The following is a 24,618-nucleotide window of genomic DNA, read 5'->3' as shown; positions in this document are numbered from 1 at the left end:
AGACCCTCTGAGGTGACATCCAGCGTTTTTGCCGGGGCCAGCTCCAAAGCGGCCTCTGCAACCAAGGCGGACATTTTGGGTATCAGATCGCCACTGTCTGCGGTCCATCCGGCCCGATCCCGCAGGTCGATGCAGGGGGGCTCTGGGGCTTCGATTTCTTCCGCCAGAGCAGCAAAAAATCTTTTTTCCTGGGCACAGCAAATCACCGCTTCGCCCGTTGATATGGCCTTGGCAGCACTCTCGACCTCATCGCCACATAGGGCGGTATGCAGGGGGCTGCAGCTTAGACCCGTCGCCTGCGAGAGTGCCTTGGGGTCCAGGGGCTGAGTTCCGGAACAATTACATAAAATCAGCTGCTTGGCCATTGTTTTCCTCGCGTATTTTTGGGTGATTTTCGACTGATTTCACCCCTTGCTGGGGGCTCAGACTAGCTCTGATTCTTTGGCGAGGTAAACCGGATTTCGCCGGTCGCTGGCGCGGGGCAGGGGTGATTCGTGGGCTGGTGATTCGAAAATTTGGGCTGGATTTGGTTTCTGAGTTTTTTTGTCGAAATAGACATATCGACCGTGAAGCTCTCGGGGTGAACTGGCGGCGACCCAATTTGTCCCGCTTGGTCCTTTTTAGGGCAATCAGGAAAATTCCGCCTTTCGTGACGTCAACCGACTGACGCACTCTGGCTGCAAGAAACGATGTCCCGGCGCGTATCGACCGGGATGCGGATGTGACAGTGGAAATGGCCAAGGGTGTGGTGGCGGGTGAGTCAGAGCGCACAAAAGACTGATGTAATGCCGGTTGGGGTGGTGATGCGCCGCAGCCCGGGTGTGACCCGTTGGGTCAAATGGAACTGGAGCGTTTCAGCCGTCTTGCCGGCCGCTGGCTCCGCCGATTGGCAATTACTGCGCAGCGAGGGCGATGTTCAGGAGTATCACGCTGCGACCCTGCCGTTGGAGCTGCACCGCGCTGAGGCCGAAGCCTATATGCAGGCGCTGACCACCAATCCGCCCAGCCTCTATGTGATCCTGCGCGAGACCAGCGAGGGAGAGTTTCCTTTGGAGGTGACGCTGATCACCGCCTCGCCCTTTGAAGCCCAGGACTACGCCGATAGTGGCGAGGAACTGGTGGAGAAAGTGGCGATGCCAACCGGGCTGGTGGCCTGGTTGCGGGAATTCACCCTGGCGCATTTTCACGAGGAAGAGTTCAAGAAACGCCGCCGCGACAAGAAGGACATCGGCGGCAGCGAGGATGGTATTGGCGATCCACGTATTGCCCAGATGACGGATGTCTACCGCTCTCCCTCGCTCTCCAAGAAGGGCCGGGTGATATGAACAGAGGCGATTTCTGGTCCCGTCGTCAGGCCGCTGTGGCGGCTGAGGCCAAAGCGCAAGAGCAAGCGGAGTTTGCCGCCGAGGCCGAAGCTCGTGAGGCTGAACTGGCTGAGCAGAGCGATGAGGAAGTTTTGGCGGCCCTTGAGCTGCCCACGCCAGAGAGCCTTGGAGCGGGCGATGATTTCAAGGTTTTCCTCACGGACCAAGTGCCAGCCCGCATCAAAAACCGCGCGTTGCGGCATCTCTGGCGAGCCAATCCTGTGCTCGCCTGCGTCGATGGACTGGTGGATTACGGCGAAGATTTCACCGATGCAGCCTGCGTCATTGAAGGCCTGCAAACCGCCTATCAGGTTGGCAAGGGCATGACCAAACATGTGGAAGCCCTGGCACAGGAGGCTGAGGCGGAACGTGTCGCCAGTGAAGGCGTAGCTGAACCGGGTCCACAGACCGCAGCAAGTGAGGCCGTAACTGAGCCGCAAACTGGGCGAGATGAACCTGAACCCATGGCGGCCGCCCCGACGCCAGCGGTGGTGCCTGTGGCGACCGAGGTTAATCAGTCCGCCCCAGTTAGTCAGGCAAATGACCAGGCTGAACTGGCCGCGCGCCTGGCAGAGGCTACCGAAACGCAGAACCCAACTGTCCCACGGCGCATGCGCTTTTCCTTTGAAGGAGCGGCGACATGAGCCCCAGCAAGAGCCCCGCAAGGAACCCAAAATGATGACAGAACTCGAGGCCATGTCAGAGGCGCCTGTGCCACCTGCCGCGATTAAGGCAGAAGACCAGATGCGCGCGGATCTTTACAACTATCTTGGGGTGATGCTGGCGGGACCTCCGGATGAGATGTTGCTGGGGCAGACCTCGGGTCTGGCGGGGGATGACAGTGAGCTCGGCGTGGCGATCAATGCTCTGGCCAAATTGGCAGGGCACAGCAAACCGGCTTCGGCTGAGCGCGAATTCAACAAGCTGTTCATTGGCCTTGGGCGCGGTGAATTGCTGCCCTATGCCAGCTATTACCTGACAGGGTTCTTGAATGAGAAACCGCTGGCGCTGCTGCGTCAGGACATGGCGGCTGGCGGGCTTACCCGTGCGCCCAATGCCTATGAACCCGAAGACAACATCGCCTCGTTGATGGAGATGATGGGCGCGATGATCGCCGGGCGTTTTGGCACGGCGATGGATCTTGGCCAGCAGAAACAGTTCTTCAACAAACACATCGGCCCCTGGGCCGGACATTTCTTTGCAGATCTCGAAGGCGCCAAGTCTTCGGTTCTCTATGCCGCACTCGGCGCAGTCGGGCGAAACTTCATGGAGATCGAAGCCGAGGCATTTCGGATGAGCGCGGAGTAATCCGCAAAAGGGCACCGGGCGCAGGCCTGGCGCTGTAACCCGTGAAACTAACCCGGGGTTTGTACCGGGAGGAGGAGTTCACATGAGCAAGAAAGAGGAGGCGGCCAGCAGCCGCCGCGACTTTCTGAAACTGGCGGCGACATCGGCGCCGCTGGCTGCAGTGGCGGTTGCCACCAGCGGCACTGAGGCTGCGGCCGCAGAGCCCGATCTGGCATCCGATAAGATGCAGGATACCGCGCATACCCGCGCCTATTACGACAGCACCCGGTTCTAATCAGCGCCGGTCGCACACAAGAATTTCATCGGCCACACGGCAACTGGTAGCGAGACGCCCGACCGCCACGTGGTTTCCTTAAACCAAGCGCGCTCTTTTTGGTTTTGAAAAGGGCTAGCAAGGGAGGTTTACATGCTTAGGAAAAAGACCAACGGGGTTGCGAGACGCCCCCAGCGGAGCTCGATCCTCAATAAGGTCGCAGAGACATCTGTTGATCGCCGTGCGTTTTTGCGCGGCTCCGGCCTGGCCATTGGCGGCCTGGCTGCAATCAGCGCCACCGGTGGCACCGTTACCCAGGCCTCGGCCTCAACGGCAGCGGCGGGCGCGGTAGAGACCATCAAATCCATTTGTACCCATTGTTCCGTCGGCTGTACCGTCGTTGCCGAAGTGCAAAGCGGTGTCTGGACCGGGCAAGAACCCGGCTGGGACAGCCCTTTCAACCTCGGCGCCCATTGCGCCAAAGGTGCATCGGTGCGTGAACACGCCCACGGCGAGCGCCGCCTGAAGTACCCGATGAAAAAAGAGGGTGGTGAGTGGAAGCGGATTTCCTGGGAGCAGGCCATCGACGAGGTCGGCGGCCAGATGATGGATATCCGCGAAGAAAGCGGCCCCGACAGCGTCTATTGGCTGGGCTCGGCCAAGCATAACAACGAACAGGCCTATCTGTTCCGCAAATTTGCCGCCTATTGGGGAACCAATAACGTCGACCACCAGGCGCGGATCTGTCACTCCACCACTGTTGCGGGCGTTGCCAATACATGGGGCTACGGCGCCATGACAAACAGCTACAACGATATCCATAACTCCAAATCGATCTTCATCATCGGCGGCAACCCGGCAGAGGCACATCCTGTCTCGCTGTTGCATCTGTTGAAGGCGAAGGAGCAGAACAATGCGCCGGTGATCGTCTGTGATCCGCGCTTTACCCGGACCGCAGCCCATGCGGATGAATATGTCCGCTTCCGTCCCGGCACCGATGTGGCGCTGGTTTGGGGTATCCTGTGGCATATCTTTGAAAACGGTTGGGAAGACAAAGAGTTCATCCGCACCCGTGTTTGGGGCATGGAGCAGATCCGTGACGAAGTCAAAAGCTGGACTCCGGAAGAGGTTGAGCGGGTGACTGGCGCACCGGGTGAGCAGCTGAAGCGTGTTGCGCGCACCCTGGCCAACAACCGTCCTGGCACCGTGATCTGGTGTATGGGCGGCACCCAGCATACCACCGGTAACAACAACACCCGGGCCTATTGCATCCTGCAGCTGGCGCTGGGCAACATGGGCGCCTCTGGTGGCGGCACCAATATCTTCCGCGGCCACGACAACGTTCAGGGCGCCACCGATCTGGGCGTGCTGTCGCATACTCTGCCGGGCTACTACGGCCTGTCCAAAGGGGCCTGGGGCCATTGGGCCCGCGTCTGGGAAGAAGATCCCGAATGGCTCACCAGCCAGTTCGACATGCTAAAAGGCGCTGATGGCAAGGACAAGAGCCTGCAGAACCTCAAAGGCATTCCTGTCAGCCGTTGGATTGATGGGATCCTGGAAGACAAGGACAACATCGATCAGCCCAACAACGTGCGGGCCATGGTTCTGTGGGGGCATGCGCCCAATTCACAGACCCGGATGACGGAAATGAAAACGGCGATGGAAAAGCTGGATATGCTGGTCGTGATCGACCCCTATCCAACGGTTTCCGCTGTTTTGCAGGACCGAACTGATGGCGTCTATTTGCTGCCGGCCTGTACCCAGTTTGAGACCCGCGGTTCTGTAACTGCCTCGAACCGGTCCTTCCAATGGCGTGATCGCGTGGTTGAGCCGCTGTTCGAGAGTCTGCCGGATGAGGTCATCATGGCCAAATTCGCCAACAAGTTTGGCTGGGCTGATCGTCTGTTCCGCAACATCGAGATGGAAGATCCCGAAACGCCGGTTGTGGAAAGCATCACCCGCGAGTTCAACAAGGGGCTCTGGACCATTGGCTACACCGGTCAAAGCCCGGAACGGCTGAAACTGCATATGGCCAACCAGCACACCTTTGACCGCACTACACTGCGGGCTGTGGGTGGCCCGGCTGATGGGGATTACTACGGTCTGCCATGGCCCTGCTGGGGCACAGCAGAGATGAACCATCCCGGCACGCCAAACCTTTATGATATGTCCAAACCGGTTTCTGAGGGTGGTCTTACCTTCCGTGCCCGTTTTGGCGTTGAACGGGATGGCGACAACCTGCTGGCCGAAGGTGTCTACAGCAAGAATTCGGAAATCCAGGATGGCTACCCCGAATTCACCATGCAGATGCTGATGGATCTTGGCTGGGACGGTGATCTCACCGATGAAGAGCGCGCCTCGATCGAGGCCGTGGCTGGTCCCAAGACCAACTGGAAAACCGACCTCTCTGGCGGTATCCAGCGGGTTGCGATCAAACACGAATGTGCGCCCTTCGGCAATGCCAAGGCCCGCGCTGTGGTCTGGACCTTCCCGGATCCGGTGCCCATTCACCGCGAACCTCTCTATACCAACCGCCGCGATCTGGTTGAGGATTACCCAACATATGAGGACCGTCAGGCCTATCGTCTGCCGACCCTCTATGCCTCGATCCAGAAAAACGATGTCTCCAAGGACTATCCGATCATCCTCACCTCAGGCCGATTGGTCGAATATGAGGGCGGCGGCGAAGAGACGCGGTCTAACCCCTGGCTGGCGGAACTTCAGCAGGACATGTTTGTCGAAATCAACACACGCGACGCCAATAACCTTGGTGTGCGCGACGGCGAACAGTGCTGGGTCGAAGGCCCCGAGGGCGGCAAGGTCAAGGTCATGGCCATGGTAACCGAACGGGTCGGGGCAGGCGTTGCCTTTATGCCCTTCCACTTTGGCGGTCATTTCCAAGGCAAGGATCTGCGGGACAAGTATCCTGAAGGATCGGATCCTTACGTTCTGGGCGAAAGCGCCAACGTGGCCTTCACCTATGGCTATGACAGCGTCACCCAAATGCAAGAGAGCAAATGCACTCTTTGCAAAATCACTGCAGCATAAGGAGAGAGAGACATGGCAAGAGCAAAGTTCCTCTGCGACGCCGAACGCTGCATTGAATGCAACGCCTGCGTCACCGCCTGTAAGAACGAACACGAAGTGCCCTGGGGCATCAATCGTCGCCGGGTTGTCACCATCAATGATGGCAAACCCGGAGAGCGGTCGATCTCAGTCGCCTGCATGCATTGTTCAGATGCGCCCTGTATGGCGGTCTGCCCGGTAGACTGCTTCTACCAGACCGAAGATGGCGTGGTGCTCCACTCCAAAGATCTCTGCATTGGCTGCGGCTATTGCTTCTACGCGTGCCCCTTTGGCGCGCCGCAATATCCCCAGGCCGGCAGCTTTGGCAGCCGAGGCAAGATGGACAAATGCACCTTCTGCGCCGGTGGCCCTGAAGAGAACAATTCCAATGCGGAGTTCTCCAAATATGGCCGCAACCGGATTGCCGAAGGCAAGCTGCCGATCTGTGCCGAAATGTGCGCAACCAAGGCGCTGCTGGCGGGAGATGGCGACACCGTCTCCGAGATCTACCGCGAGCGGATCGTATCACGGGGCTTTGGCTCCGGCGCCTGGGGCTGGGGCACAGCCTATGAGCAAAAGGGCGGCTAAACGCCCCCATCTGCCAAATTGAGACGCGGGCGGCCTGCATTGTGTAGGCCGTCCACGATCCGCTATTTCTATTCTGCGACCTGCAAAGGAGTGTGGCCCATGCTGCGCCTGGCATTTCTCTTTTCCCTGCAGCTAATGCTGTGTTTTTTCCTGCTGCCTGGTCTGGCTCTGGCCCAAGAGGCTGAGACCGAGGCTGGGGTCACAGTGGACCGCAGCGCAACCGGCGGCGCGCAGACGCTTGAAGATATTATGGCCCGGCAACGGGGGCAGGCATTGGATGACAGCTTTCGCAGCGAAAATATTGGTGACCCTAATGCGGCTGCGGCGATGAGCGAACAGCTTGGCACCCTTGGCGGCGCTTCGGACCCTGAACTTTGGCGGCAGCTGCGCTATGGCACGGCGGAAGTTAAGGTTTCCAGTGGTGGCGAAGTTGCCAAGGTGCTGGTGCAGGACGGCGGCATGCGCTGGCTGGCCTTCCGTGACGGACCGTTGCGCAGCTATGGTGGCTGGCTGCTGCTGGGCACCATCGGCGCTTTGATCGTGTTCTTTGTATTGCGCGGACGGATCAAGATCGACGGCGAGAAAACCGGGCGGACTGTGACTCGGTTCAAGGCGATTGAACGGGTTGGCCACTGGCTGCTGGCGATTTCCTTTATCATTTTGGGTGTCACTGGCATCCTGTCGCTGTTTGGGCGACTGTTCATTGCGCCCTACCTGGGCAAGGGGCTGAATGCTGGGCTTCTGGACATCGGCAAATGGCTGCACAATGTGGTGGCCTGGGGCTTCATTGCAGGTCTGGTAATGATCTTTGTCATGTGGGTTGTGCACAATATTCCCAACCGCACCGATCTGACCTGGCTGCGTCAGTTTGGCGGCATCATCGGCTCGGCGCATCCGCCAGCCAAAAAATTCAATGCCGGGCAAAAACTGATCTTCTGGTCGGTGGTCTTGTTTGGCGCTTCCATATCGCTCTCGGGCCTGTCGTTGCTGTTTCCGTATGAATTGCCGCTGTTCGCTAAGACCTTTGCCGGGTTGAACGCCACTGGCCTACCCGAGATGCTGGGTTTTGGAATCCTGCCGGTTGAACAGGCACCGCAGGAAGAGATGCAGCTGGCCCAAGCCTGGCACGCGATTCTTGCCTTTGTGCTGATGGCCATTGTCATCGCCCATATCTACATTGGGTCGGTTGGTATGGAGGGCGCCTATGACGCCATGGGCTCGGGCGAGGTGGACGAGGCCTGGGCGCGCCAGCACCACTCGATCTGGCTCGATGAGGTGCTTGAGAAGGATCAGGCACCTGCTGATGACAAGGCGACAGGCACTCCAGCCGAATAGATCAAAATCGAAAACGCATGGCACAAGCTGCCCCGGCCCTGATACGATTGGGGGCGGGGCAGATGAGGAAGGAACAGGGGTAGTGACAGGGATGACAGGGGCAGAGAGTGCAAGCGACGAATATGGCGAAAGCCTTGCCGGGGCTTCGATCCTGGTGATCGATGATGAGCCGGGCATGCGCAATTTCCTGACTAAGATCCTGTCGCCGCGCTGCAAGCGTGTCGAACAGGCGGCCTCGGCGGCCGAAGCCTCGGCCATTTTGGATCAGGCGCATTTTGATCTGATCATCCTCGATAATATCATGCCGGGCAAAACCGGGCTGGAATGGGTGCAGGAACAGCGCCGGGTGGGGCTGTTTGCCGATACAATTCTGGTCACCGCCTATGCGGATCTGGAAACCGCCATTCTAGCCCTGCGCACCGGGGTGGCTGATTTTGTGCTGAAGCCTTTTCGCGCCAATCAGATCCTAAACTCGGTGGCGCGGGCCCTGGACCGCAAATATCTGCGGCGTGAAAACTACCTGCTAAAGCATGAGCTTTCTGCCGAGGGTTCGGCGGCGCGGGGGCGTCTTTTGGGGAAATCTCCGGCGATCAGCCTAGCGCGGGATATGCTGCACCGGCTGGCGCCGCTGCCAACACCGGTGCTGTTCACTGGCGCCAGTGGCACCGGCAAGGAGATCGCGGCGCGGACCCTGCATTCTCTGTCGGAACGCGCCCTGCAGCCCTTTGTGGCGGTGAACTGCGCCGCCATCGCGCCAGATCGTATTGCCCACGAGCTGTTCGGCCTCATCGATGATCACAACCGGCGCAAGGACGGGCTGTTTTTGCATGCGGATGGCGGCACCTTGTTTCTGGACGAGGTGGCACAGATGCCGGACCAGGTGCAGGCGGCGCTGCTGCGGGTCTTGGAGGATCAGCGAGTGCGCCCGGTGGGGGCAGAGCGGGATATCCCGTTGAACCTTCGGTTTCTCTTTGCCACCAATGCCGATCTGGAGCAGGCCGTCGCTGAGGGCAGGTTTCGTGCGGATCTTTACCATCGGATTAATGTGGTTGAGATCAAGATGCCGCCTTTGAAGGACCGGGTTGAGGATATTGTTGAACTGGCGGCGCTGTTCATGGAGCAGTTTTCTAGCAGTCTTGGCATGGCGGCGCTGGAGCTGAACGAAGAGACCCTGCTGAAGTTTTCACGCTATGACTGGCCGGGCAATGTGCGCGAGCTGCGCAATCTCATCGAACGCTCGGTAATCCTGGGCGAGTTCCCTGAGGAGTTTGCCGGCAAGGGGTCAATCACCGGGGTGGCAGCGGTGGAATCCCTCGATCTGGTGACCCAGCGCCATATCATGCATGTGCTGGACGCCTGCGAGGGCAACCGGGCAGAAGCCGCCCGGCGGCTTGGCGTGTCGCGCAAAACAGTAGATCGCAAATGCGCCAGTTGGGAATTGTAATGCGCCTCTGTGACAGGGTCACATCGGCAGATCGGTAGCACTCCCGCGCCCAGGCCCAGTTCTGACAAGCCAGAAAAGGGTCAATGGCCTTGGGCCGGGCGCCCTGCTACGCAGGGCGCGGCAGCGTGCCCGTAACTACTGGTGAACATACTGGGTGTGTTGTGCTACTGTGCCGCCGCTTCTGTCGGGTCAGAACAATCCCCAGCAGGCGAGGATTGGGATCTACCGGCGTCAGATTGGGCGGGGGGCAACCAGATGGAAAAGGCGGCGCCGCCACCGGCGCGATTGCGCACTGATATTATGCCTCCTGCCCGTTGCACCAGGGTCTGGCTGATGGACAGGCCCAGCCCGGTGCCCTCGCCGAGTTTGGTGGTATAAAACGGATTGAACACCGAACCGAGGTGACCCTCGTCGATGCCGCAGCCATTGTCGGCAACCGTCAACAAGGCGCCCCGTACACCGTTGCGCGTTGTGGCCTCCAGCGACAGGACTAACTGGCCATCCCCTTCCATTGCCTGAGCCGCATTGAGGATGAGGTTGATCACCACTTGTTGCAGCTCACCAGGATCAATCCGCACAAAAGGAACGGGATCGGCAGCCGTGTCAAAGCGCTTCTCTACCTGAATGGCCTGGCGCGAAATCACGTGATCCACCAGCGCCAGGCAGTCGTTCACCAGCGGTGCCAGATCGAGGCTTTCCTTGAAAGTGCCAAATTCCGAAGGACGGGCGAACTGCAACAACCGACCAACAATGGCTCCGATCCGCATGACTTGGTTGTCGATGAGGTCGAGTTCGGTTTGCACCTCCTGGGCCTCTTCTGGGGGCAGGGTCATGCGGATCACATCGACATTGCCCTGAATCACCGCCACCGGATTGTTGATCTCATGGGCGACGCCTGCGGTGATTTCACCAATCGAGGCCAGCTTTTCGCTCATCACCAGCTGTTTGAAGGTCTCTTCCAGCTTTTGATTGGCGGCGCGGAGCTCTAAGGTGCGCCGGTCTACCCGTTCGTTCAGCTCCCCGGCCCAATCGCGCAGCCGCTGGTCGCGGTCCTGGATCTGGTCCAGCAGGCTGTCCAGATGGCCCGCCACCTGGCCGATTTCATCGCGCCGCCCTATGGTGCCATTGCGGGCGGTGAGATCGCCACGCTCAACCCGCTTCATGGTCAGGCTCATCCGCTCCAGCGGAGAGAAGATCCCCTTGGCCAGCCACAGGAACAGCGGCGCAGAGAGCACCAGGACCGACAAGAATACCGCAACGATGGTCCAATATGCCTCGCGTTTGGCGGTGGTATAGGGCGCCTCCAGGAAACCCACATAGAGCATGCCAACGCGGGCACCGTAACTGTCAGTGAGCGGGAGATAGCCAGAGATATACCAATCATTAACCACAAAGGCGCGGTCCAGCCAGGTCAGCCCCTGATCCAGAACCTTGTTGCGCACCACGGCGGAGACCCGGGTGCCAAGGGCGCGGATGTCCTCGAACAGGCGGACATTGGTGGATACACGCGTATCTTCGAGGAAGAGTGTGGCCGTGCCCTGGCGGTTCTCATCCGCAGGGCCGCCCAGATAGACCAGCGCGTTCAGGGTGTCGATAAAGCCGAGATTGCGGTTCAACAGCCGCCCGCCGCGCAGAACTCCGTGATGCCCAAGCGCGACAACCGGAGCCGCAGTGTGCAGCACCATGCCGCGATCTTCGACCTGGCGGGTGGTCGGTGCTGCGGCCTCGGTTTCGATCAGGGCGATGCGGGCCTGATCGGCCAGATGTGGTGCCGCCTGAGACAGATCCTCAGCTGAGAAAATGTCGATCTGCGAGGCGCGTTGACCCCGGGTGGCGGCCTGAATGATCGGCCATTTCCCTAAGCCAGGCGCCCAATCAGACGGGGCGAGATATTCGAGGAAATCCAACTGCAGCTCGGCGCGTTTTGTCTCGAGATGGGATTTGACCTCTGCGGGTCCTTTGCTCAGCGCCAGTTGAAAGGCGGTTGAATCGGCGATGCTGCGCAGGCTTTCTGCGCTGCCGGTTTGGAGGTGGCCCAAATACTGCTCGGCAATGCGCAGATCGCTTTCGACCTTGGCAATCAGCACTGCGTCGTAATCGGCGTTCCAGCGCGCCATGGCAAGGGTCAGCAAGAGCGGCATCAGCACCGAAAGGGGCAAAAGCGCGAGCAGCAGTAATCTGAGGCGGACGGATTTCAGGCGCTTGTCCTCTTTGGCTGGGGCGCGGTATGGCCCTTACAGGCAGGTCTGACCTCAGAGTGCCATTTTCCCGCTGCGCATAGCAAGCGAAAGGCAGGTGCATCTGCACCTGCCTTGGGAGGATCATCGGCCTTGTCAGAAAGGCGGGCTAGGCGGCGTCAATCAGGCTGCCGATATGGCGGGCAGTGTCGAGCATCCGGTTGGAAAAGCCCCATTCATTGTCATACCAGCTGACCACCCGCACTAGCCCGCCCTCGGTGATAGAGGTCTGCCCGGCGGCAAAGCATGAAGAATGCGGATCGTGGTTGAAATCAATCGAGACCATCGGGTCGTCTTCATAGGACAGAATGCCCTTGAGCCTGCCTTCGGCGGCCTCACTGATGGCGGCGTTGACGGCCTCAACTGTGGTGGGGCGTTCGGGTACAAAGCTCAGATCCACAACGGAAACATTGGGGGTTGGCACCCGAATAGCAGAACCTTCCAACCGGCCTTTGAGTTGCGGCAGGACCTCGGCAATGGCGCGGGCGGCGCCAGTGGAGGTGGGCACCATCGACAGGGCTGCGGCGCGACCACGGTAGAGATCGCTGTGCGGGCTGTCATGCGTGGGCTGATCGCCGGTATAGGCGTGGATCGTGGTCATGTAGCCAGTCTGGATGCCAAAGCTCTGATCCAGCACCTGTGCCAGCGGGGCGAGGCAATTGGTGGTGCAGGAGGCGTTGGAGACAATCAGATCTTGCGCCGTCAAATCCATGTGGTTGACGCCATAGACAACGGTCCGATCCACCTCTTTGCCCGGCGCTGAGAGCAGCACCCGTTTGGAGCCGTTCACCAGATGGGCCGAAGCCGCGGCGCGGGAGGTGAAATGACCAGTGCATTCAAAGGCAATATCGACATCTGCCCAGGGCAGTTCTTTGGGATCGCGGATCGCGGTCAGGCGAATGGACTTGCCCTCAACAATCAACTGGTCATCGCTATGGTCCACCGCCGTCTTCAGACGGCCATGGACCGAGTCGTATTTCAACAGATGCGCCAGGGTTGCGGGCGGTGCCAGATCATTGATGGCCACCACCTCGATATCCTTCGCGCCGCTTTCCAGCAAAGCACGCATCACGCCGCGGCCGATCCGGCCAAATCCATTGATTGCAACTTTCAGGGTCATTGGGTGGCTCCTTTGAACAGCGCGCAGCGTGGGCGCGCCGGAATTTAATTGTTATCGCTAACGGTTGCGCAATCGGTACCGATAACGGGAGGGAAAAGCAACCCTCAATGCCGTGAACAGCCTCGGCTACCCTTGCAGCGAGACGCGAAGTACAAGACCATGCGGCCATGACCAAAAAAATGCTCCTGAAGGATGTTGCCCGGCTTGCCGGTGTGAGCGAGATGACCGCCAGCCGTGCACTGCGGGGGGCTCCGGATGTTTCCAAATCCACCCGCGCCAAAGTCGAAGAGATCGCCCGCGCCCATGGCTATGTGCCCAATCGCATTGCAGGGTCCCTGTCGTCGCAATCGGTCAATCTGGTGGCGGTGGTGGTTCCGTCATTGAACAGTTTTGTTTTTCCTGAGGTGCTGTCGGGGATTTCCTCAGTTCTGAAAGACAGCCCCCTGAAGCCGGTGGTTGGCGTGTCTGGCTATGAGATTGATGAGGAAGAGGAAGTCATCCGCGAAATGCTGAGCTGGCGACCCTCGGGGCTGATCGTTGCCGGGCTGGAGCATAGCGAGGCAACCCGGCGGATGTTGCTGCAGGCGGATTGTCCGGTGGTTGAAGTGATGGATGTGGATGGCACGCCCCTGCGCCACTGCGTTGGGATTTCTCATCTGCAGGCAGGCCGGGACATGGCCAGCCAGATCCTGGCGCAGGGCTACCAAAGAATAGGTTTTATCGGCACCAAGATGCCGCAGGATTTTCGCGCCCGCAAACGCTTCGACGGCTTTGTCGAAGGCCTTGGAACCGAAGGCGTCACGCTGGTGGATCTGGAGCACTATGCTGGTGAAAGCTCTGTGGTCACAGGGCGTCAGCTCACGGCGCAGATGTTGGCGCGTCAGCCCGACCTGGACTGTATTTACTACTCCAGTGATGTGATGAGCGTGGGCGGCTATATGCACTGCCTGGCAGAGGGGCTGTCCGTGCCAAAGGACGTGGCGCTGGCCGGGTTCAACAATCTACAGATCCTCGAAGGCCTGCCATTGCAGCTGGCCACCACGGATGCCTGTCGGCGCGAGATCGGTGAACGGGCAGCAGAGATTATCCTCAAAGGACGTGAGAGCAGCGATGACCTGCCGCCGATCTGCGAGACACTGAGTCCGCGCATCAGCCTTGGCCAATCCCTGTAAGCATCCCAAAAAGACGAAACCTGACAAAGAAAAGGCCCCCCAGCGCTGCTGGAAGGCCCTTTGGGTCCGACAAAGTGGCCCCTGTTATAGGGCCGCTTTGAACAGCTCTGTGAGGTTTGAATCAGTCAATTCAATTGGGTTGCCGCCACAAGAGGGGTCAATTATCGCCCCTTTGACCAGACCCGGGATCGAGGCTTCGGTCACCCCCAGGTCAGAGAGTTTGCGGGCAATGCCCATGCTGTCGTTCAGCTCCTGCACATAGGTGCGGAAGCCGTCAAAGCCGCCTGCGATGCCCAGATAGGCAGCGGCCATGTCGAAACGGTCGGCAATGGCGGGGGCGTTGAATTCCAGAACCGCTGGCATGCAGACCGCATTGGTGGTGCCGTGGTGGGTGTTGAAATGCGCGCCAATCGGGTGGCTCATGGCATGGATTGCGCCAAGGCCTTTTTGGAAACCTGTGGCCCCCATGGCAGCCGCCGACATCATCTGCGCGCGGGCCTCAATATCGGTGCCATCGGCATAGGCGCGCGGCAGGTAGTCCTTGACCAGGCGCATGCCTTCCAGGGCGATGCCCTGCGACATTGGGTGGTAATGCGGCGAAGAAAAGGCCTCAACGCAATGGGCAAAGGCATCCAGGCCGGTGCCGGCGGTGATGAATTTGGGCATGCCCACGGTCAGTTCGGGATCGCAGATCACCACAGTGGGCAGCACCTTGGGGTGGAAAATGATCTTTTTCACATGGCTGACGCTATCGGTGATCACGCTGGCGCGACCAACTTCGGATCCGGTGCCTGCGGTTGTCGGCACTGCGATGATCGGCGCGATGGCATCGGCATCGGCGCGGGTCCACCAATCGCCAATATCCTCAAAGTCCCAGATCGGGCGAGTCTGGCCGGCCATAAAGGCGACCATTTTGCCGAGATCCAGCCCCGAGCCACCTCCAAAGGCGATGACGCCATCATGGCCGCCGTCGTTATAGGCGGTGACACCGGCCTCAAGGTTCTTTTCATTGGGGTTGGGATCAACCTCAAAAAAGATACCGCGGCCAAGGCCTGCGGCCTCCATGATGTCAAGGGTGCTTTGGGTCACGGGCAGATCGGCGAGACCCTTGTCGGTGACCAGCAGGGGCTTGGTGATGCCGGCAGAAGCACAGGCCTCAGCCAGTTCCTTGATCCGGCCAGCGCCAAATTTGATTGCGGTCGGGTAGGACCAGTTTCCAACGAGAGACATAGGCGTGTTCCTGTGATGGGCCGGTGGAGGGGGCGCTGCCCCCGCTTGCCTTGCGGCAAGCTTCCCCGGAATATTTTGAAAAAGGTGATAGGGTTTAGCCTGTGACCTTCTTCAGGTGATAGCTTTTGGGGCGGGTGAGGTTCTGGTAGCCGATGACAGACAGGCCGCCGCCGCGCCCGGTGTTTTTGCAGCCGGTCCAGCACAGGCTGGGATCGAGGTAGTCGGCACGGTTCATGAACACAGTTCCGGTCTCAACCTCATCGCCAACACGGGCGGCGCGATCCAGATCGCGGGTCCAGAGCGAGGCGGTGAGGCCAAATTCGCTGTCGTTCATTAGGGTGATAGCCTCGGCATCCGAGGAGACCTTCATGATGCCCACGACCGGACCAAAGCTTTCATCGCGCATGACCCGCATCTCGTGGGTGACATTTGTCAGGATCTGCGGCGTGAGGTAGGCGCCACCGTCGTCGGCTTCCATAGGGTCGATATGCGCCTGGGCGCCTGCAGCAAGGGCTTCGTCGATCTGCGCGCGGACCTCGGCAGCAAAGCGTTGATTGGCCATGGGGCCCATGGTTGTGGCCTCGTCCAGCGGGTTGCCGAGCCTGTAGCCTTTGACGATCTCAACGGCCTTGGCGACAAAATCATCGTAGAGGCTTTCGTGGACATAGATGCGTTCGATACCACAGCAACATTGCCCGGCGTTGAACATGGCGCCATCAATCAATGTGTCTACAGCGGCGTCGAGATCGGCGTCCTCCATCACATAACCGGGATCTTTGCCGCCGAGTTCGGTGCCGACACCGGTAAAGGTGCCCGCTGCGGCGCGCTCCATCGCCTGACCGCCACCGACAGATCCGGTGAAATTAACAAAATCAAAGGCGCGATCAGCAATCAGTGCCGAGGTGGTGTCATGGTCCAGGAAGATATTCTGAAACACCTCCGCAGGAACCCCGGCAGCGTGGAAGGCTGCTGCCATGCGTTCGCCTACCAAAAGCGTCTGCGTGGCATGTTTCAGCACCACTGTGTTCCCGGCAATCAGAGCCGGGGCCAGGGTGTTTACGGCTGTCATATAGGGGTAGTTCCACGGCGCCACGATAAAGACAACGCCATGGGGGATACGCTTGATAAAGCGCTTAAAGTTTTTGTCTTCGCCTACTTCGATATCGGCCAGGGCCATCTCGGCGATCTCAGCCATATAAGAGCTGCGCTCGTTAAAACCGCCAAATTCGCCGCCGTAGCGCACCGGGCGTCCCATCATATGGGCCAGTTCCGGCACAATCTCATCATTCATCTTGCCAACAGCTGCAACGCCTGCCATGACAAGATCGATCCGTTCCTGCAGGGGGCGCGCAGCCCAGGCTTTTTGCGCCTTTCGCGCGGCACTGGCTACTGCAAAGCCCTCTTCGCGGCTTAGCGTTTCTCGACTGGCATAGACGGATCCATCAATCGGAGAGATACACTTCAGGGTCTGGCCCATGTTCATCCTCATCTCGTTTGAAAGGGAGGCCCCTTTCATCTTTCCAAAAATATTCCGGCCGGAGGCTGCGCGTCGTTAGACGCGCTCGAACCCGCGGGCGATTTCATAGTCAGTGACGACCCGGTCAAAATCCTCAATTTCAACCTCGGCGGCGCGGGTGTAGTGATCCACCACGTCGTTCCCCATGGCCGCGCGCAGCATCTCAGAGCCTTTGAGGCTCAGGCGGGCTTGGCGCAGGGTTTCTGGGATCATGCCGCTGTCGCCTTGGTAGACATCGCCAGTGGCCGGGGCCTGCAGCTCCAGCCCTTCCTCAATACCGGCAATGCCAGCGGCCAGCATGGCCGCCATCGCCAGGTAAGGGTTCATATCCGACCCCGGGATGCGACATTCGACCCGGATCGATTTGCTGCCGACGCCGCAAAGGCGATAGCCGGCGGTGCGGTTGTCGACCGACCAGATGATGCGGGTCGGGGCAAAGGTGCCCTTCATGAAGCGCTTGTAGCTGTTGATATAGGGCGCCATGAAATAGGTGTAGTCGGGGGCGTATTTTAGCAGGCCTGCCATGTAGTTTTTCATCAGCGGTGACATGCCAAGCGAATCCTCAGCGTCATAGAAGGCGGGTTTGCCATCCTTCCACAGCGACTGATGCACATGGGAGGAGGAGCCGACCTTGTCGTGATGCCATTTGGGCAGGAAGGTCACGGCATGGCCCTGCTGCCAGGCGATCTCTTTAGTGGCATGTTTGGCGATGGTGTGGAAATCGGCGGTATCCTGGGCGCGGCCGTATTTGATGTTCAGCTCTTCCTGGCCGGTCTCGGCCTCGCCTTTGGTGCATTCCACCGGGATACCGGCGTTCCACAGATGATTGCGCAGTGGGCGCATCACATGCTCTTCCTTGGTGGTCTGCAGGATGTGGTAATCTTCGTTGTAGCCAGAGATTGGCTGCAGGTCGCGGAAATCCGATTTGCGGATCTCGTCAAAGCTCTTCTCAAACAAGAAGAACTCCAGCTCGGTCGCTGTCATGGCATCAAAGCCAAGCGCGTCGAGACGGCGGATCTGTTTCTTTAGAATGGCGCGGGGACTATGAGGCACCTCTTCGTGGCTGTGATGGTCCAGCACATCGCATAGCACCATCACCGTACCCTCGAGCCAGGGCAGGGGGCGCAGGGTGGAGAGATCCGGTTTCATGACATAATCGCCATAGCCCGATTCCCAGCTGGTCGAGGCAAAGCCATCGGGGGTTGCCATCTCGAGGTCGGTGGCCAGCAGGTAATTGCAGCAATGGGTTTCCTCATAAGCGCCGGCAACAAAATGGCCTGCGTGAAACCGCTTGCCCATCAGGCGGCCCTGCATATCCACAAGGCAGACCAGCACGGTATCCACGTCGCCAGCGGCAACTTGGGCTTTCAGATCGTCAAATGTCAGAACACCAGTCATGGGCAATTTTCCTGTTCAGATAGGGTGTCCCGGCGCAAGGTGCGCCGGGACAGATGGGTTTAGCCGTAGCGGTAGGGGCGACCGGCTTTTTGCATGTCAGCGTTATACTTCTTGAAGATCTCGACAACCTTGGCCTTGGTGGGGCTTTCGGCAGCAATCTCATCCCAGAACTTGACCGCGGCGCCTTCGACCTGGGCCCATTCTTCGTCGGGAATGCTGGTGAGCTCCATTTTGGGACCATTGACCCGCAGGGAGGCTTCGCCACCCCAGTACCACCACTGACGATAGTAGTGCGATTGGTCACAGCAGACGCGGAACAGGGTCTGCAGATCTTCGGGTAGCTCGTTCCAGCGGCCCTGGTTGGCAAAGAAGCTACCAGCCCAGGCACCCGAGATATTGTTGGTCAGGAAGTAGTTGGTCACATCGGCCCAGCCGACGGTGTAGTCTTCGGTGATGCCGGACCAGGCAACGCCGTCAAGCTCGCCGGTCTGCAGGGCGACTTCGATGTCTTCCCAAGGCAGGGTGACAGGTACCACGCCAAACTGGCTGAGGAAACGACCTGCGGTTGGGAAGGTGAAGACGCGCTTGCCCTTCAGGTCGGCGAGGCTGCGGATCGGGTCTTTGGTGGCAAAATGGCAAGGATCCCATGCACCAGCAGAGATGTGTTTGACGCCAACTTTGGAGTATTCTTCGTCCCAGATCTCATTCAGGCCGTACTGGTTGAACAGCACAGGCACGTCGAGGCTGTAGCGCGAGCCAAAGGGGAAGTAGCCACCAAAAACAGTGACTTCGGTGGGCGAGGCCATCGAGTCATCATCGGACTGAACCGCGTCAATGGTGCCACGCTGCATGGCGCGAAACAGCTCACCTGTCGGGACCAGCTGATCGGCATAGAACAGTTCGATCTGCATGCGATCGCCTGCAATCTGGTTGAACATATCGATGGCGGGTTTCACCACGTGCTCGGCCAGGGCGGTACCGGCATAGGTCTGCATCCGCCATTTGATGGTGGAACTCGCCAGGGCAGGGGTCGCCAATGGGGCGGCCATTGCCCCCACACCGGCGGTTTGCAGAAACTTACGTCTTGTTGTCATAACTCTCTCTCCATGTTGGTTTTCGTGTTGGAAACGGGCCCCCGAGCGGGGCTCTTCTTGGGTTATTTCAAGGTCTCTGTCATCCGGATCAGTTGCCGTAGACCAGGCCGGGCAACCACAGGGCAATCTGTGGGAAGGCCATGATCAGGGCCAGTGCCACCACCATAACGGCAGCAAAGGGGATGATAGAGATATAGATGTCTTTGAGGCCAATTTCAGGAGGGGCCATGGCCCGCATCAAGAACAAGTTATAGCCAAAGGGCGGCGTCATATAGGCGATCTGTGTGGTGATGGTATAAAGCACCCCGTACCAGATCAGATCAAAGCCAAGCGCCCCCACCAAGGGCACATAGAGCGGCGCCACAATGACCAGCATGGCGGTGTCATCCAGGAAGGTGCCCATCACGATAAAGCTGAGCTGCATCAGGATCAGGATCATCCAGGGGGAAAGGCCAAGCTGAGAGGTAAAGAGATCTTCGATTGCCTTGACCGCGCCCAGCCCGTCAAAGATGGCGCCAAAGCCAAGGGCAGCCAGGATGATCCACATGAACATGCAGGAAATTCCCAGGGTGGAGCGCACCGTGGTCTCAAAAACTTCCTTGTTCATGCGGCCCTTCAGGATGGCAGCAATAAAGGCGGTCATGGCACCAATGGCAGAGCTTTCGACCAGCGAGGTCCAGCCATTCACAAAGGGCACCATCATGGTGGCAAAGATCGCTAGCGGCAGTACGCCAGAGAATAGCAACCGGTGTTTCTCTTTTAGGAAGAGATCGCGATAGAACAGCGGCATTGAACGGGTGGCAAAGGCCAGAACCGCAGCGCCAAGGGCAAAGCCAATGGCGGATTTTGGCGCGATCACACCCAGTTTGACCAAAAGCGGCACCAGCACGATGCCAGCCAACACGATAAAGTTCAGTCGCAGCGGATGCTCACTAATCTGGTCATATTCGGCCAGATCTTCGGGCGTCATGGCGGGGCCGAGGTTCGGCTGCATCTTGGCGCGGATATAGATGTAGATGATGAACATGGTCGCCATCAGAAGACCCGGGACCACGCCGGCCAGCCACAGCTGGCCCACAGGCTGGCGCGCGATCATTGCATAAAGCACCAGCACCACCGAAGGCGGCACCAAAATTCCAAGCGAAGACCCGGCCTGAATGGTGCCCGTCACCAGGATCTTGTCATAGCCACGGCGCAGCAGCTCTGGCAGCGCAATTGTGGCACCAATGGCCATACCCGCCACCGAGAGGCCGTTCATCGCTGAGACCAGAACCATCAAGCCAATGGTACCGATCGCCAACCCCCCCTGCACCGGCCCCATCCAGACATGGAACATCCGGTACAGGTCGTCGGCAATTTTGGATTCTGACAGCACATAGCCCATAAAGATGAACATCGGCAGCGTCAGCAGCGGATACCATTTCATTAGCTTCATCGAGGCGGCAAAGGGGATTTCGACCCCGCCGGTGCCCCAAAGCAGCATGCCAGCCACAGCTCCAACAAAGCCAATGGCGCCAAAGACCCGCTGGCCGGTCATCAGCATCAGCATCATGCCGGCAAACATGACAATGGCGATCAATTCATAGGGCATCAGATTTCAACTCCGCGAAGACGTCCGATATCGCGGAACAGTTCGGCAAGGCATTGCAGCAGCATCAGGAAGACGCCGAAACAGAGGATGGATTTCACTGGCCACAGGTACGGCCGCCAGGCAGTGGAGCTGCGCTCGATATAGCCAAGCTTGCCCCAGGCGGCGCTTGGTCCTTCGGTAAAGGCGGTGGCGATGATATCGCCAAAGAAGGAGAAGGGCTCGAGGCCAAAATAGCCTAGGCTATAGGCCGTTGAGCTGACCGCGCCATAAAGAAGAATGCCGAGGTAGACCATCAGGAACAATACGGTGAAGGCATCGACAAAGGCTTTGGTCCGAGTGGTCCAGCCGCCATAGAACAGATCCATCCGCACGTTGGACCCCATCTGCATCGAATAGGGGCCGCCAAGGATGTAATAGGCCACCATGATGAACTGAGCCATTTCTAGCGTCCAAAGCGAGGGGTTGAAAAAGGTCTTGGAAGCCGAGGACCAGAGCAGCACGCCGATCAAGGCAAAGATCAGATACATGGCAAAGCGGCCAATCACCCGGTTCATCGCCTCGACGGCGCGAATGTAGCGCAGAATGATATTAGGCACCGGTCTCTCCCTTGGGCTGCAGCACTGCCAGCGCCGGGCGCAGCAGGGTCAAAAGCTCGTCCGTCATCTGGGCTTCCTCTGCGGTGTTGCGCAGCAGGTCGTTGCGTACTTCGATCATGACATTGGCCAGGCCGTTCTTGATGCCGTGCAATTGTAACGAATGGGTGACGCCGTCTTCTGGACCATAGGGGGTATTGCGTTCCACCCGCCGCTGCGGCAGGGCAGGAGCCTGTGCCAGCATGGCATCGGCAAACCGGCTGTCGCTGTCGTGCAGGATACCGATTTCAACCGGGCGGTGGACACCGTAGTAGACAGGGGTAAAGCTGTGAATGGTGACGATTGCTGTCTCTAAACCTGCGGTCTGGCGGTCGGCGATCACCCGGGCGACGGCGTCACAAAAGGGCTGGTATACGGTCTGAACACGCTCTTGGCGTTGTTCGGCGCTCAACCCTTTGTTGCCGGGCACTTCGATCAGTTCGGATTTCTCCGGCATGGCCGAAGCCACCTCTGGGGGGCGGTTGCAGTCATAGACCAAGCGCGACACGCTTGAAGCTACCAAGGGGGAATCCAAGGCCTGCGACAGGGCGATTGCAACCGCACGGGCGCCCGGATCCCAGGCTGCATGGCTATGACGGTCCGCTTCTGCCAATCCCAGATCGCTATAGCGCGATGGAATATGGTGGCTGGCATGCTCGCACAGAATCAAAGCACCTCCACGGCCAGCGCCGTTGATCACTTCAAAAACCTCATTGTGAGCAGCGGAATCGCTCAGTGACATTCAAGTCTCCCCATTTTGGAAAAATCTTTTCATGACGGATTATTTCTGTCAATATAATTTCAGAAGAGATTTTTCCTGCACCGGAAGAAGCGCCGTCATTTCGGCTATGCCTTGGCTTTGCTGCCTGTTTTTTCATCTCCCCAAGGAGGGACTTTGCCTTGACCAAACCGCCGCTCACCGTGCGAGAGCTGATCCGGGATCAATATGCGAGTCTGACCCAGTCGGAACGCAAATTTGCCAATTCCTTGCTCGAAAACTACCCGGCGGCGGGGCTCGCTTCGATCACCATAGTGGCCTCCAATGCGGAAGTCTCGACGCCAACTGTAGCGCGCATGGTGCAAAAGCTGGGCTTCAAGGGCTATCCGCAGTTTCATCAAGCCCTGTTGAAAGAGCTGGAGGCCAAGGTCTCTGGTCCCACGCAGCGGCGGGAGAACTGGGCATCTGAGGCGCCAGAGGGGCATTTGCTCAACCGGTTTTCCCAGGCGGTGACAGATAACCTGAGCCAGACCTTCTCGAACGTGGACTCAGAGCAGTTTGATGCGGCGGTGCGTCAGTTGGCGGATACCGAGGGGCGGCTCTATGTCGTTGGCGGTCGGATTACCCGCGCGCTGGCTGATTATGCCTTTACCCATTTTCAGGCGATCCGGCAGCGGGTCACCCATATGACATCCTCTTCCGCGACCTGGCCGCACTATGTATTGGACATGGAGGCGGGTGATACATTGTTGATGTTCGACGTCCGCCGCTATGAAACCAATCTGCAGCGTTTGGCAGAATTGGCGGCCGAACGCGGCGTCAAAGTGGTGCTGATCACCGACCAATGGGCCAGTCCTGTTGCCGCAGTGGCCGAACATGCCTTTAACTGTTGGGTGGAAATCCCCTCAGCATGGGATTCCAACATCTCTACCATGATGCTTTTGGAGGCGATGATTGCCGCCACCCAGGAAGAAAGCTGGGACAAGACCAAAGACCGCTATGACCGGCTGGATGAGCTCTTTGATACCACACGGTTGTTTCGCAAATTCTCTTGACCCCACCTTGATGGCATTCAGGCAAGAGCGGATGGACAGGGCAGGTGGCATGCGTCATGTTGCAAAGGCTGGCTCTCTCTGACCATAAGGGAGCTGTTTTGAAAATGTCCTTTCAGGTTGAGATCCGATGACCAAATCTGCTGCCTTTCTTCCCGCCCTTGTTCTTGCATCCATTGCTGCATTTGCCGTGGCCCCGGCTACTGCCAAACCGCTGAGCCGGATGCTGGCGCAGTCGCCGCTGTCTCCCGACGATTTCAACGCCATGCGGGCCGCCGAAGCGGCGCTTTATGAACACACGGGCACAAAGGTGGGCAGCTCGGTGAAATGGAAGAACCCTGAAACCGGCTCTTACGGAGCAGTCAGAATTACATCCAAAAGCGGCGGCTGCGTATCCTTGCAGCACAAGGCTCACCCCAATGGCGGTCCAGCGGCAACAGATGTGTCACGCAAGTTCTGCAAGGCCGCCAGTGGCAAGTGGTTGCTTTCCGAGTAACCCTCTGCCCAATCCCCCCTCTTAAATCACCGCTTCAAACCAGGTTTGGCTCCGCCCTTTCGGAGTCAGCATCCCTACTCAATCAGGAAGAACACTATGACTGACATCACCCGCCTTCACTCAGGTGCCCGCATGAGCCAGATCGTCATGCACGGCGACACCATCTATCTGGCCGGCCAGGTCGGCACCCGGGGTGCCAGCGTGGCGCAACAGACCCAGGATTGCCTCGATAAGGTCGATGCGTTGCTGGCCGAGGTTGGCTCGGATAAGACACGTATCCTGCAGACGACCATCTGGCTGGCTGATATGGCCGACTTTGAAGAGATGAATGCGGTTTGGGACGCCTGGGTTCCTGAAGGCAATGCTCCGGCACGCGCCTGTGGTGAAGCTAAGCTGGCATTCCCCGATTTCTTGGTGGAGTTCTTGGTGACAGCCGCAAAGGCTTAGGCCCTTTTGGCTTCGGCGCCTTTTTCATATTAATTGGGGCAGTCTTTAGGGCTGCCCTTTTTGCCTTGGGCGGGAATATTTTTGGAAGGTGATGGTGGGTGATTCATTGGGGCGGTGTTGTGGGGCTTTGGTGAGTCTGTTGTGAGTCTGTGGTTATCTCTGTGGGTAAGTCGGTTTTTGGGGGATTTGGCTGATTTGGGGAGTGGTTTTGGGTAAGGTACACTGACTTTATCTGGTGTTAATCTGTTGATTTTGTTTAGTTTTCACATTTTTGTTGCGAGAATTTTCGATTTGATGGGTTTTTGGGTTGCGGGTCATGGCGGTTCTCCTTAGAACCCCCTCTACCGGCGGCGCTGAGGCGCTCTGGGGGGGTGCTGGGACGCATCTGACGGATCGGAAAGACGGTTGAGACGGCAGGATAGACTGTGGGACGCTCAGGAGAGACTGGGGCATCTGACTGGATTGATTGGGCGGTTGCGCTAAGAGATTGGCGTATCTGTTGTGTTTTTCTTGTGTGGTGTTTGCTCTTTGACATTGATGAAAACTGAAGAGATATG

The 24,618-nt window shown here is 58.6% G+C and carries 22 protein-coding genes and 1 pseudogene; 12 read left to right on the top strand and 11 right to left on the bottom strand.

What is annotated here, in order from left to right:
* Positions 1-365, bottom strand: a pseudogene (locus ABJP42_RS05055) ((4Fe-4S)-binding protein); the annotation flags it as partial.
* 420 nt (positions 366-785) lie between these two features.
* Between ABJP42_RS05055 and ABJP42_RS05050 the strand changes: the two are divergent.
* The 8 genes from ABJP42_RS05050 (at position 786) to ABJP42_RS05015 (ending at position 9,358) form a co-directional block, all read left to right on the top strand.
* Positions 786-1,325, top strand: a complete 540-nt coding sequence (locus tag ABJP42_RS05050; RefSeq protein WP_348338931.1) for a DUF3305 domain-containing protein — start codon at positions 786-788, stop codon at positions 1,323-1,325.
* Positions 1,322-2,008: a DUF3306 domain-containing protein gene (locus ABJP42_RS05045; RefSeq protein WP_348338923.1), complete on the top strand. Its 687-nt coding sequence runs from the start codon at positions 1,322-1,324 to the stop codon at positions 2,006-2,008. The genes ABJP42_RS05050 and ABJP42_RS05045 overlap by 4 nt, the downstream gene beginning before the upstream one ends.
* Positions 2,009-2,042: 34 nt before the next feature.
* Positions 2,043-2,672, top strand: a complete 630-nt coding sequence (locus ABJP42_RS05040; RefSeq protein WP_348338929.1) for a TorD/DmsD family molecular chaperone — start codon at positions 2,043-2,045, stop codon at positions 2,670-2,672.
* Between the two features lie 82 nt (positions 2,673-2,754).
* Positions 2,755-2,946: a twin-arginine translocation pathway signal protein gene (locus ABJP42_RS05035; RefSeq protein WP_348338921.1), complete on the top strand. Its 192-nt coding sequence runs from the start codon at positions 2,755-2,757 to the stop codon at positions 2,944-2,946.
* A gap of 132 nt (positions 2,947-3,078) precedes the next feature.
* The gene (locus ABJP42_RS05030) at positions 3,079-5,973 is read left to right on the top strand and encodes a formate dehydrogenase subunit alpha (protein ID WP_348338919.1); all 2,895 of its coding nucleotides are present in this window, start codon (positions 3,079-3,081) and stop codon (positions 5,971-5,973) included.
* A gap of 12 nt (positions 5,974-5,985) precedes the next feature.
* A complete protein-coding gene (gene fdh3B, locus ABJP42_RS05025; RefSeq protein WP_348338917.1) occupies positions 5,986-6,579 on the top strand; it encodes a formate dehydrogenase FDH3 subunit beta in 594 nt (197 codons plus the stop codon).
* Positions 6,580-6,678: 99 nt separating this feature from the next.
* Positions 6,679-7,914: a formate dehydrogenase subunit gamma gene (locus ABJP42_RS05020; protein ID WP_348338915.1), complete on the top strand. Its 1,236-nt coding sequence runs from the start codon at positions 6,679-6,681 to the stop codon at positions 7,912-7,914.
* A gap of 91 nt (positions 7,915-8,005) precedes the next feature.
* On the top strand, positions 8,006-9,358 hold the full coding sequence (locus ABJP42_RS05015) for a sigma-54-dependent transcriptional regulator (RefSeq protein ID WP_348338927.1): 1,353 nt from the start codon (positions 8,006-8,008) through the stop codon (positions 9,356-9,358).
* A 164-nt stretch (positions 9,359-9,522) separates the two neighbouring features.
* Here the strand turns inward: ABJP42_RS05015 and ABJP42_RS05010 are convergent, their stop codons facing one another.
* Both ABJP42_RS05010 and gap read right to left on the bottom strand, forming a co-directional pair.
* Positions 9,523-11,499 (bottom strand): sensor histidine kinase, encoded by a 1,977-nt coding sequence (locus ABJP42_RS05010; protein ID WP_348338913.1) that lies wholly within the window; start codon positions 11,497-11,499, stop codon positions 9,523-9,525.
* A gap of 205 nt (positions 11,500-11,704) precedes the next feature.
* Positions 11,705-12,715, bottom strand: a complete 1,011-nt coding sequence (gene gap, locus ABJP42_RS05005; RefSeq protein ID WP_348338911.1) for a type I glyceraldehyde-3-phosphate dehydrogenase — start codon at positions 12,713-12,715, stop codon at positions 11,705-11,707.
* A 167-nt stretch (positions 12,716-12,882) separates the two neighbouring features.
* Here gap and ABJP42_RS05000 point away from each other — a divergent pair, with 167 nt between their 5' ends.
* Positions 12,883-13,887, top strand: a complete 1,005-nt coding sequence (locus ABJP42_RS05000) for a LacI family DNA-binding transcriptional regulator (protein ID WP_348338909.1) — start codon at positions 12,883-12,885, stop codon at positions 13,885-13,887.
* Positions 13,888-13,971: 84 nt separating this feature from the next.
* On the opposite strand, the gene ABJP42_RS04995 is transcribed toward ABJP42_RS05000, so the two are convergent.
* The 8 genes from ABJP42_RS04995 to ABJP42_RS04960 form a co-directional block, all read right to left on the bottom strand.
* The gene (locus tag ABJP42_RS04995; protein ID WP_348338907.1) at positions 13,972-15,117 is read right to left on the bottom strand and encodes an iron-containing alcohol dehydrogenase; all 1,146 of its coding nucleotides are present in this window, start codon (positions 15,115-15,117) and stop codon (positions 13,972-13,974) included.
* Positions 15,118-15,211: 94 nt separating this feature from the next.
* On the bottom strand, positions 15,212-16,594 hold the full coding sequence (locus ABJP42_RS04990) for an aldehyde dehydrogenase family protein (RefSeq protein WP_348338925.1): 1,383 nt from the start codon (positions 16,592-16,594) through the stop codon (positions 15,212-15,214).
* A gap of 75 nt (positions 16,595-16,669) precedes the next feature.
* Positions 16,670-18,031, bottom strand: coding sequence for a glutamine synthetase family protein (locus ABJP42_RS04985; RefSeq protein ID WP_348338905.1), 1,362 nt, complete (start codon positions 18,029-18,031; stop codon positions 16,670-16,672).
* Between the two features lie 59 nt (positions 18,032-18,090).
* Positions 18,091-19,125, bottom strand: a complete 1,035-nt coding sequence (locus ABJP42_RS04980; protein WP_348338903.1) for a TRAP transporter substrate-binding protein — start codon at positions 19,123-19,125, stop codon at positions 18,091-18,093.
* Between the two features lie 88 nt (positions 19,126-19,213).
* Positions 19,214-20,716, bottom strand: coding sequence for a TRAP transporter large permease (locus ABJP42_RS04975; protein WP_348338901.1), 1,503 nt, complete (start codon positions 20,714-20,716; stop codon positions 19,214-19,216).
* Positions 20,716-21,312 (bottom strand): TRAP transporter small permease subunit, encoded by a 597-nt coding sequence (locus ABJP42_RS04970; RefSeq protein WP_348338899.1) that lies wholly within the window; start codon positions 21,310-21,312, stop codon positions 20,716-20,718. Before ABJP42_RS04970 ends, ABJP42_RS04975 begins: the two co-directional genes overlap by 1 nt.
* Positions 21,305-22,090 (bottom strand): N-formylglutamate amidohydrolase, encoded by a 786-nt coding sequence (locus tag ABJP42_RS04965; protein WP_348338897.1) that lies wholly within the window; start codon positions 22,088-22,090, stop codon positions 21,305-21,307. The genes ABJP42_RS04970 and ABJP42_RS04965 overlap by 8 nt, the downstream gene beginning before the upstream one ends.
* A complete protein-coding gene (locus ABJP42_RS04960; protein ID WP_348338895.1) occupies positions 22,059-22,226 on the bottom strand; it encodes a hypothetical protein in 168 nt (55 codons plus the stop codon). Before ABJP42_RS04960 ends, ABJP42_RS04965 begins: the two co-directional genes overlap by 32 nt.
* Positions 22,227-22,248: 22 nt before the next feature.
* Between ABJP42_RS04960 and ABJP42_RS04955 the strand changes: the two genes are divergently transcribed.
* The 3 genes from ABJP42_RS04955 to ABJP42_RS04945 all read left to right on the top strand — a co-directional run bounded on the left by ABJP42_RS04955 (position 22,249) and on the right by ABJP42_RS04945 (position 24,061).
* Positions 22,249-23,121 carry a MurR/RpiR family transcriptional regulator gene (locus ABJP42_RS04955; protein ID WP_348338893.1) on the top strand — a complete coding sequence of 291 codons (873 nt, stop codon included), beginning with the start codon at positions 22,249-22,251 and terminating at the stop codon, positions 23,119-23,121.
* 127 nt (positions 23,122-23,248) lie between these two features.
* On the top strand, positions 23,249-23,614 hold the full coding sequence (locus ABJP42_RS04950; RefSeq protein ID WP_348338892.1) for a hypothetical protein: 366 nt from the start codon (positions 23,249-23,251) through the stop codon (positions 23,612-23,614).
* Positions 23,615-23,710: 96 nt separating this feature from the next.
* A complete protein-coding gene (locus ABJP42_RS04945; protein ID WP_348338890.1) occupies positions 23,711-24,061 on the top strand; it encodes a RidA family protein in 351 nt (116 codons plus the stop codon).
* Positions 24,062-24,618: the final 557 nt, after the last annotated feature.

This window comes from Pseudophaeobacter sp. (assembly GCF_039971195.1).
GTDB lineage: Bacteria > Pseudomonadota > Alphaproteobacteria > Rhodobacterales > Rhodobacteraceae > Pseudophaeobacter.
The sequence above is the reverse complement of the archived record's forward strand: the minus strand, read 5'-3'. Positions and strand labels throughout refer to the sequence as shown.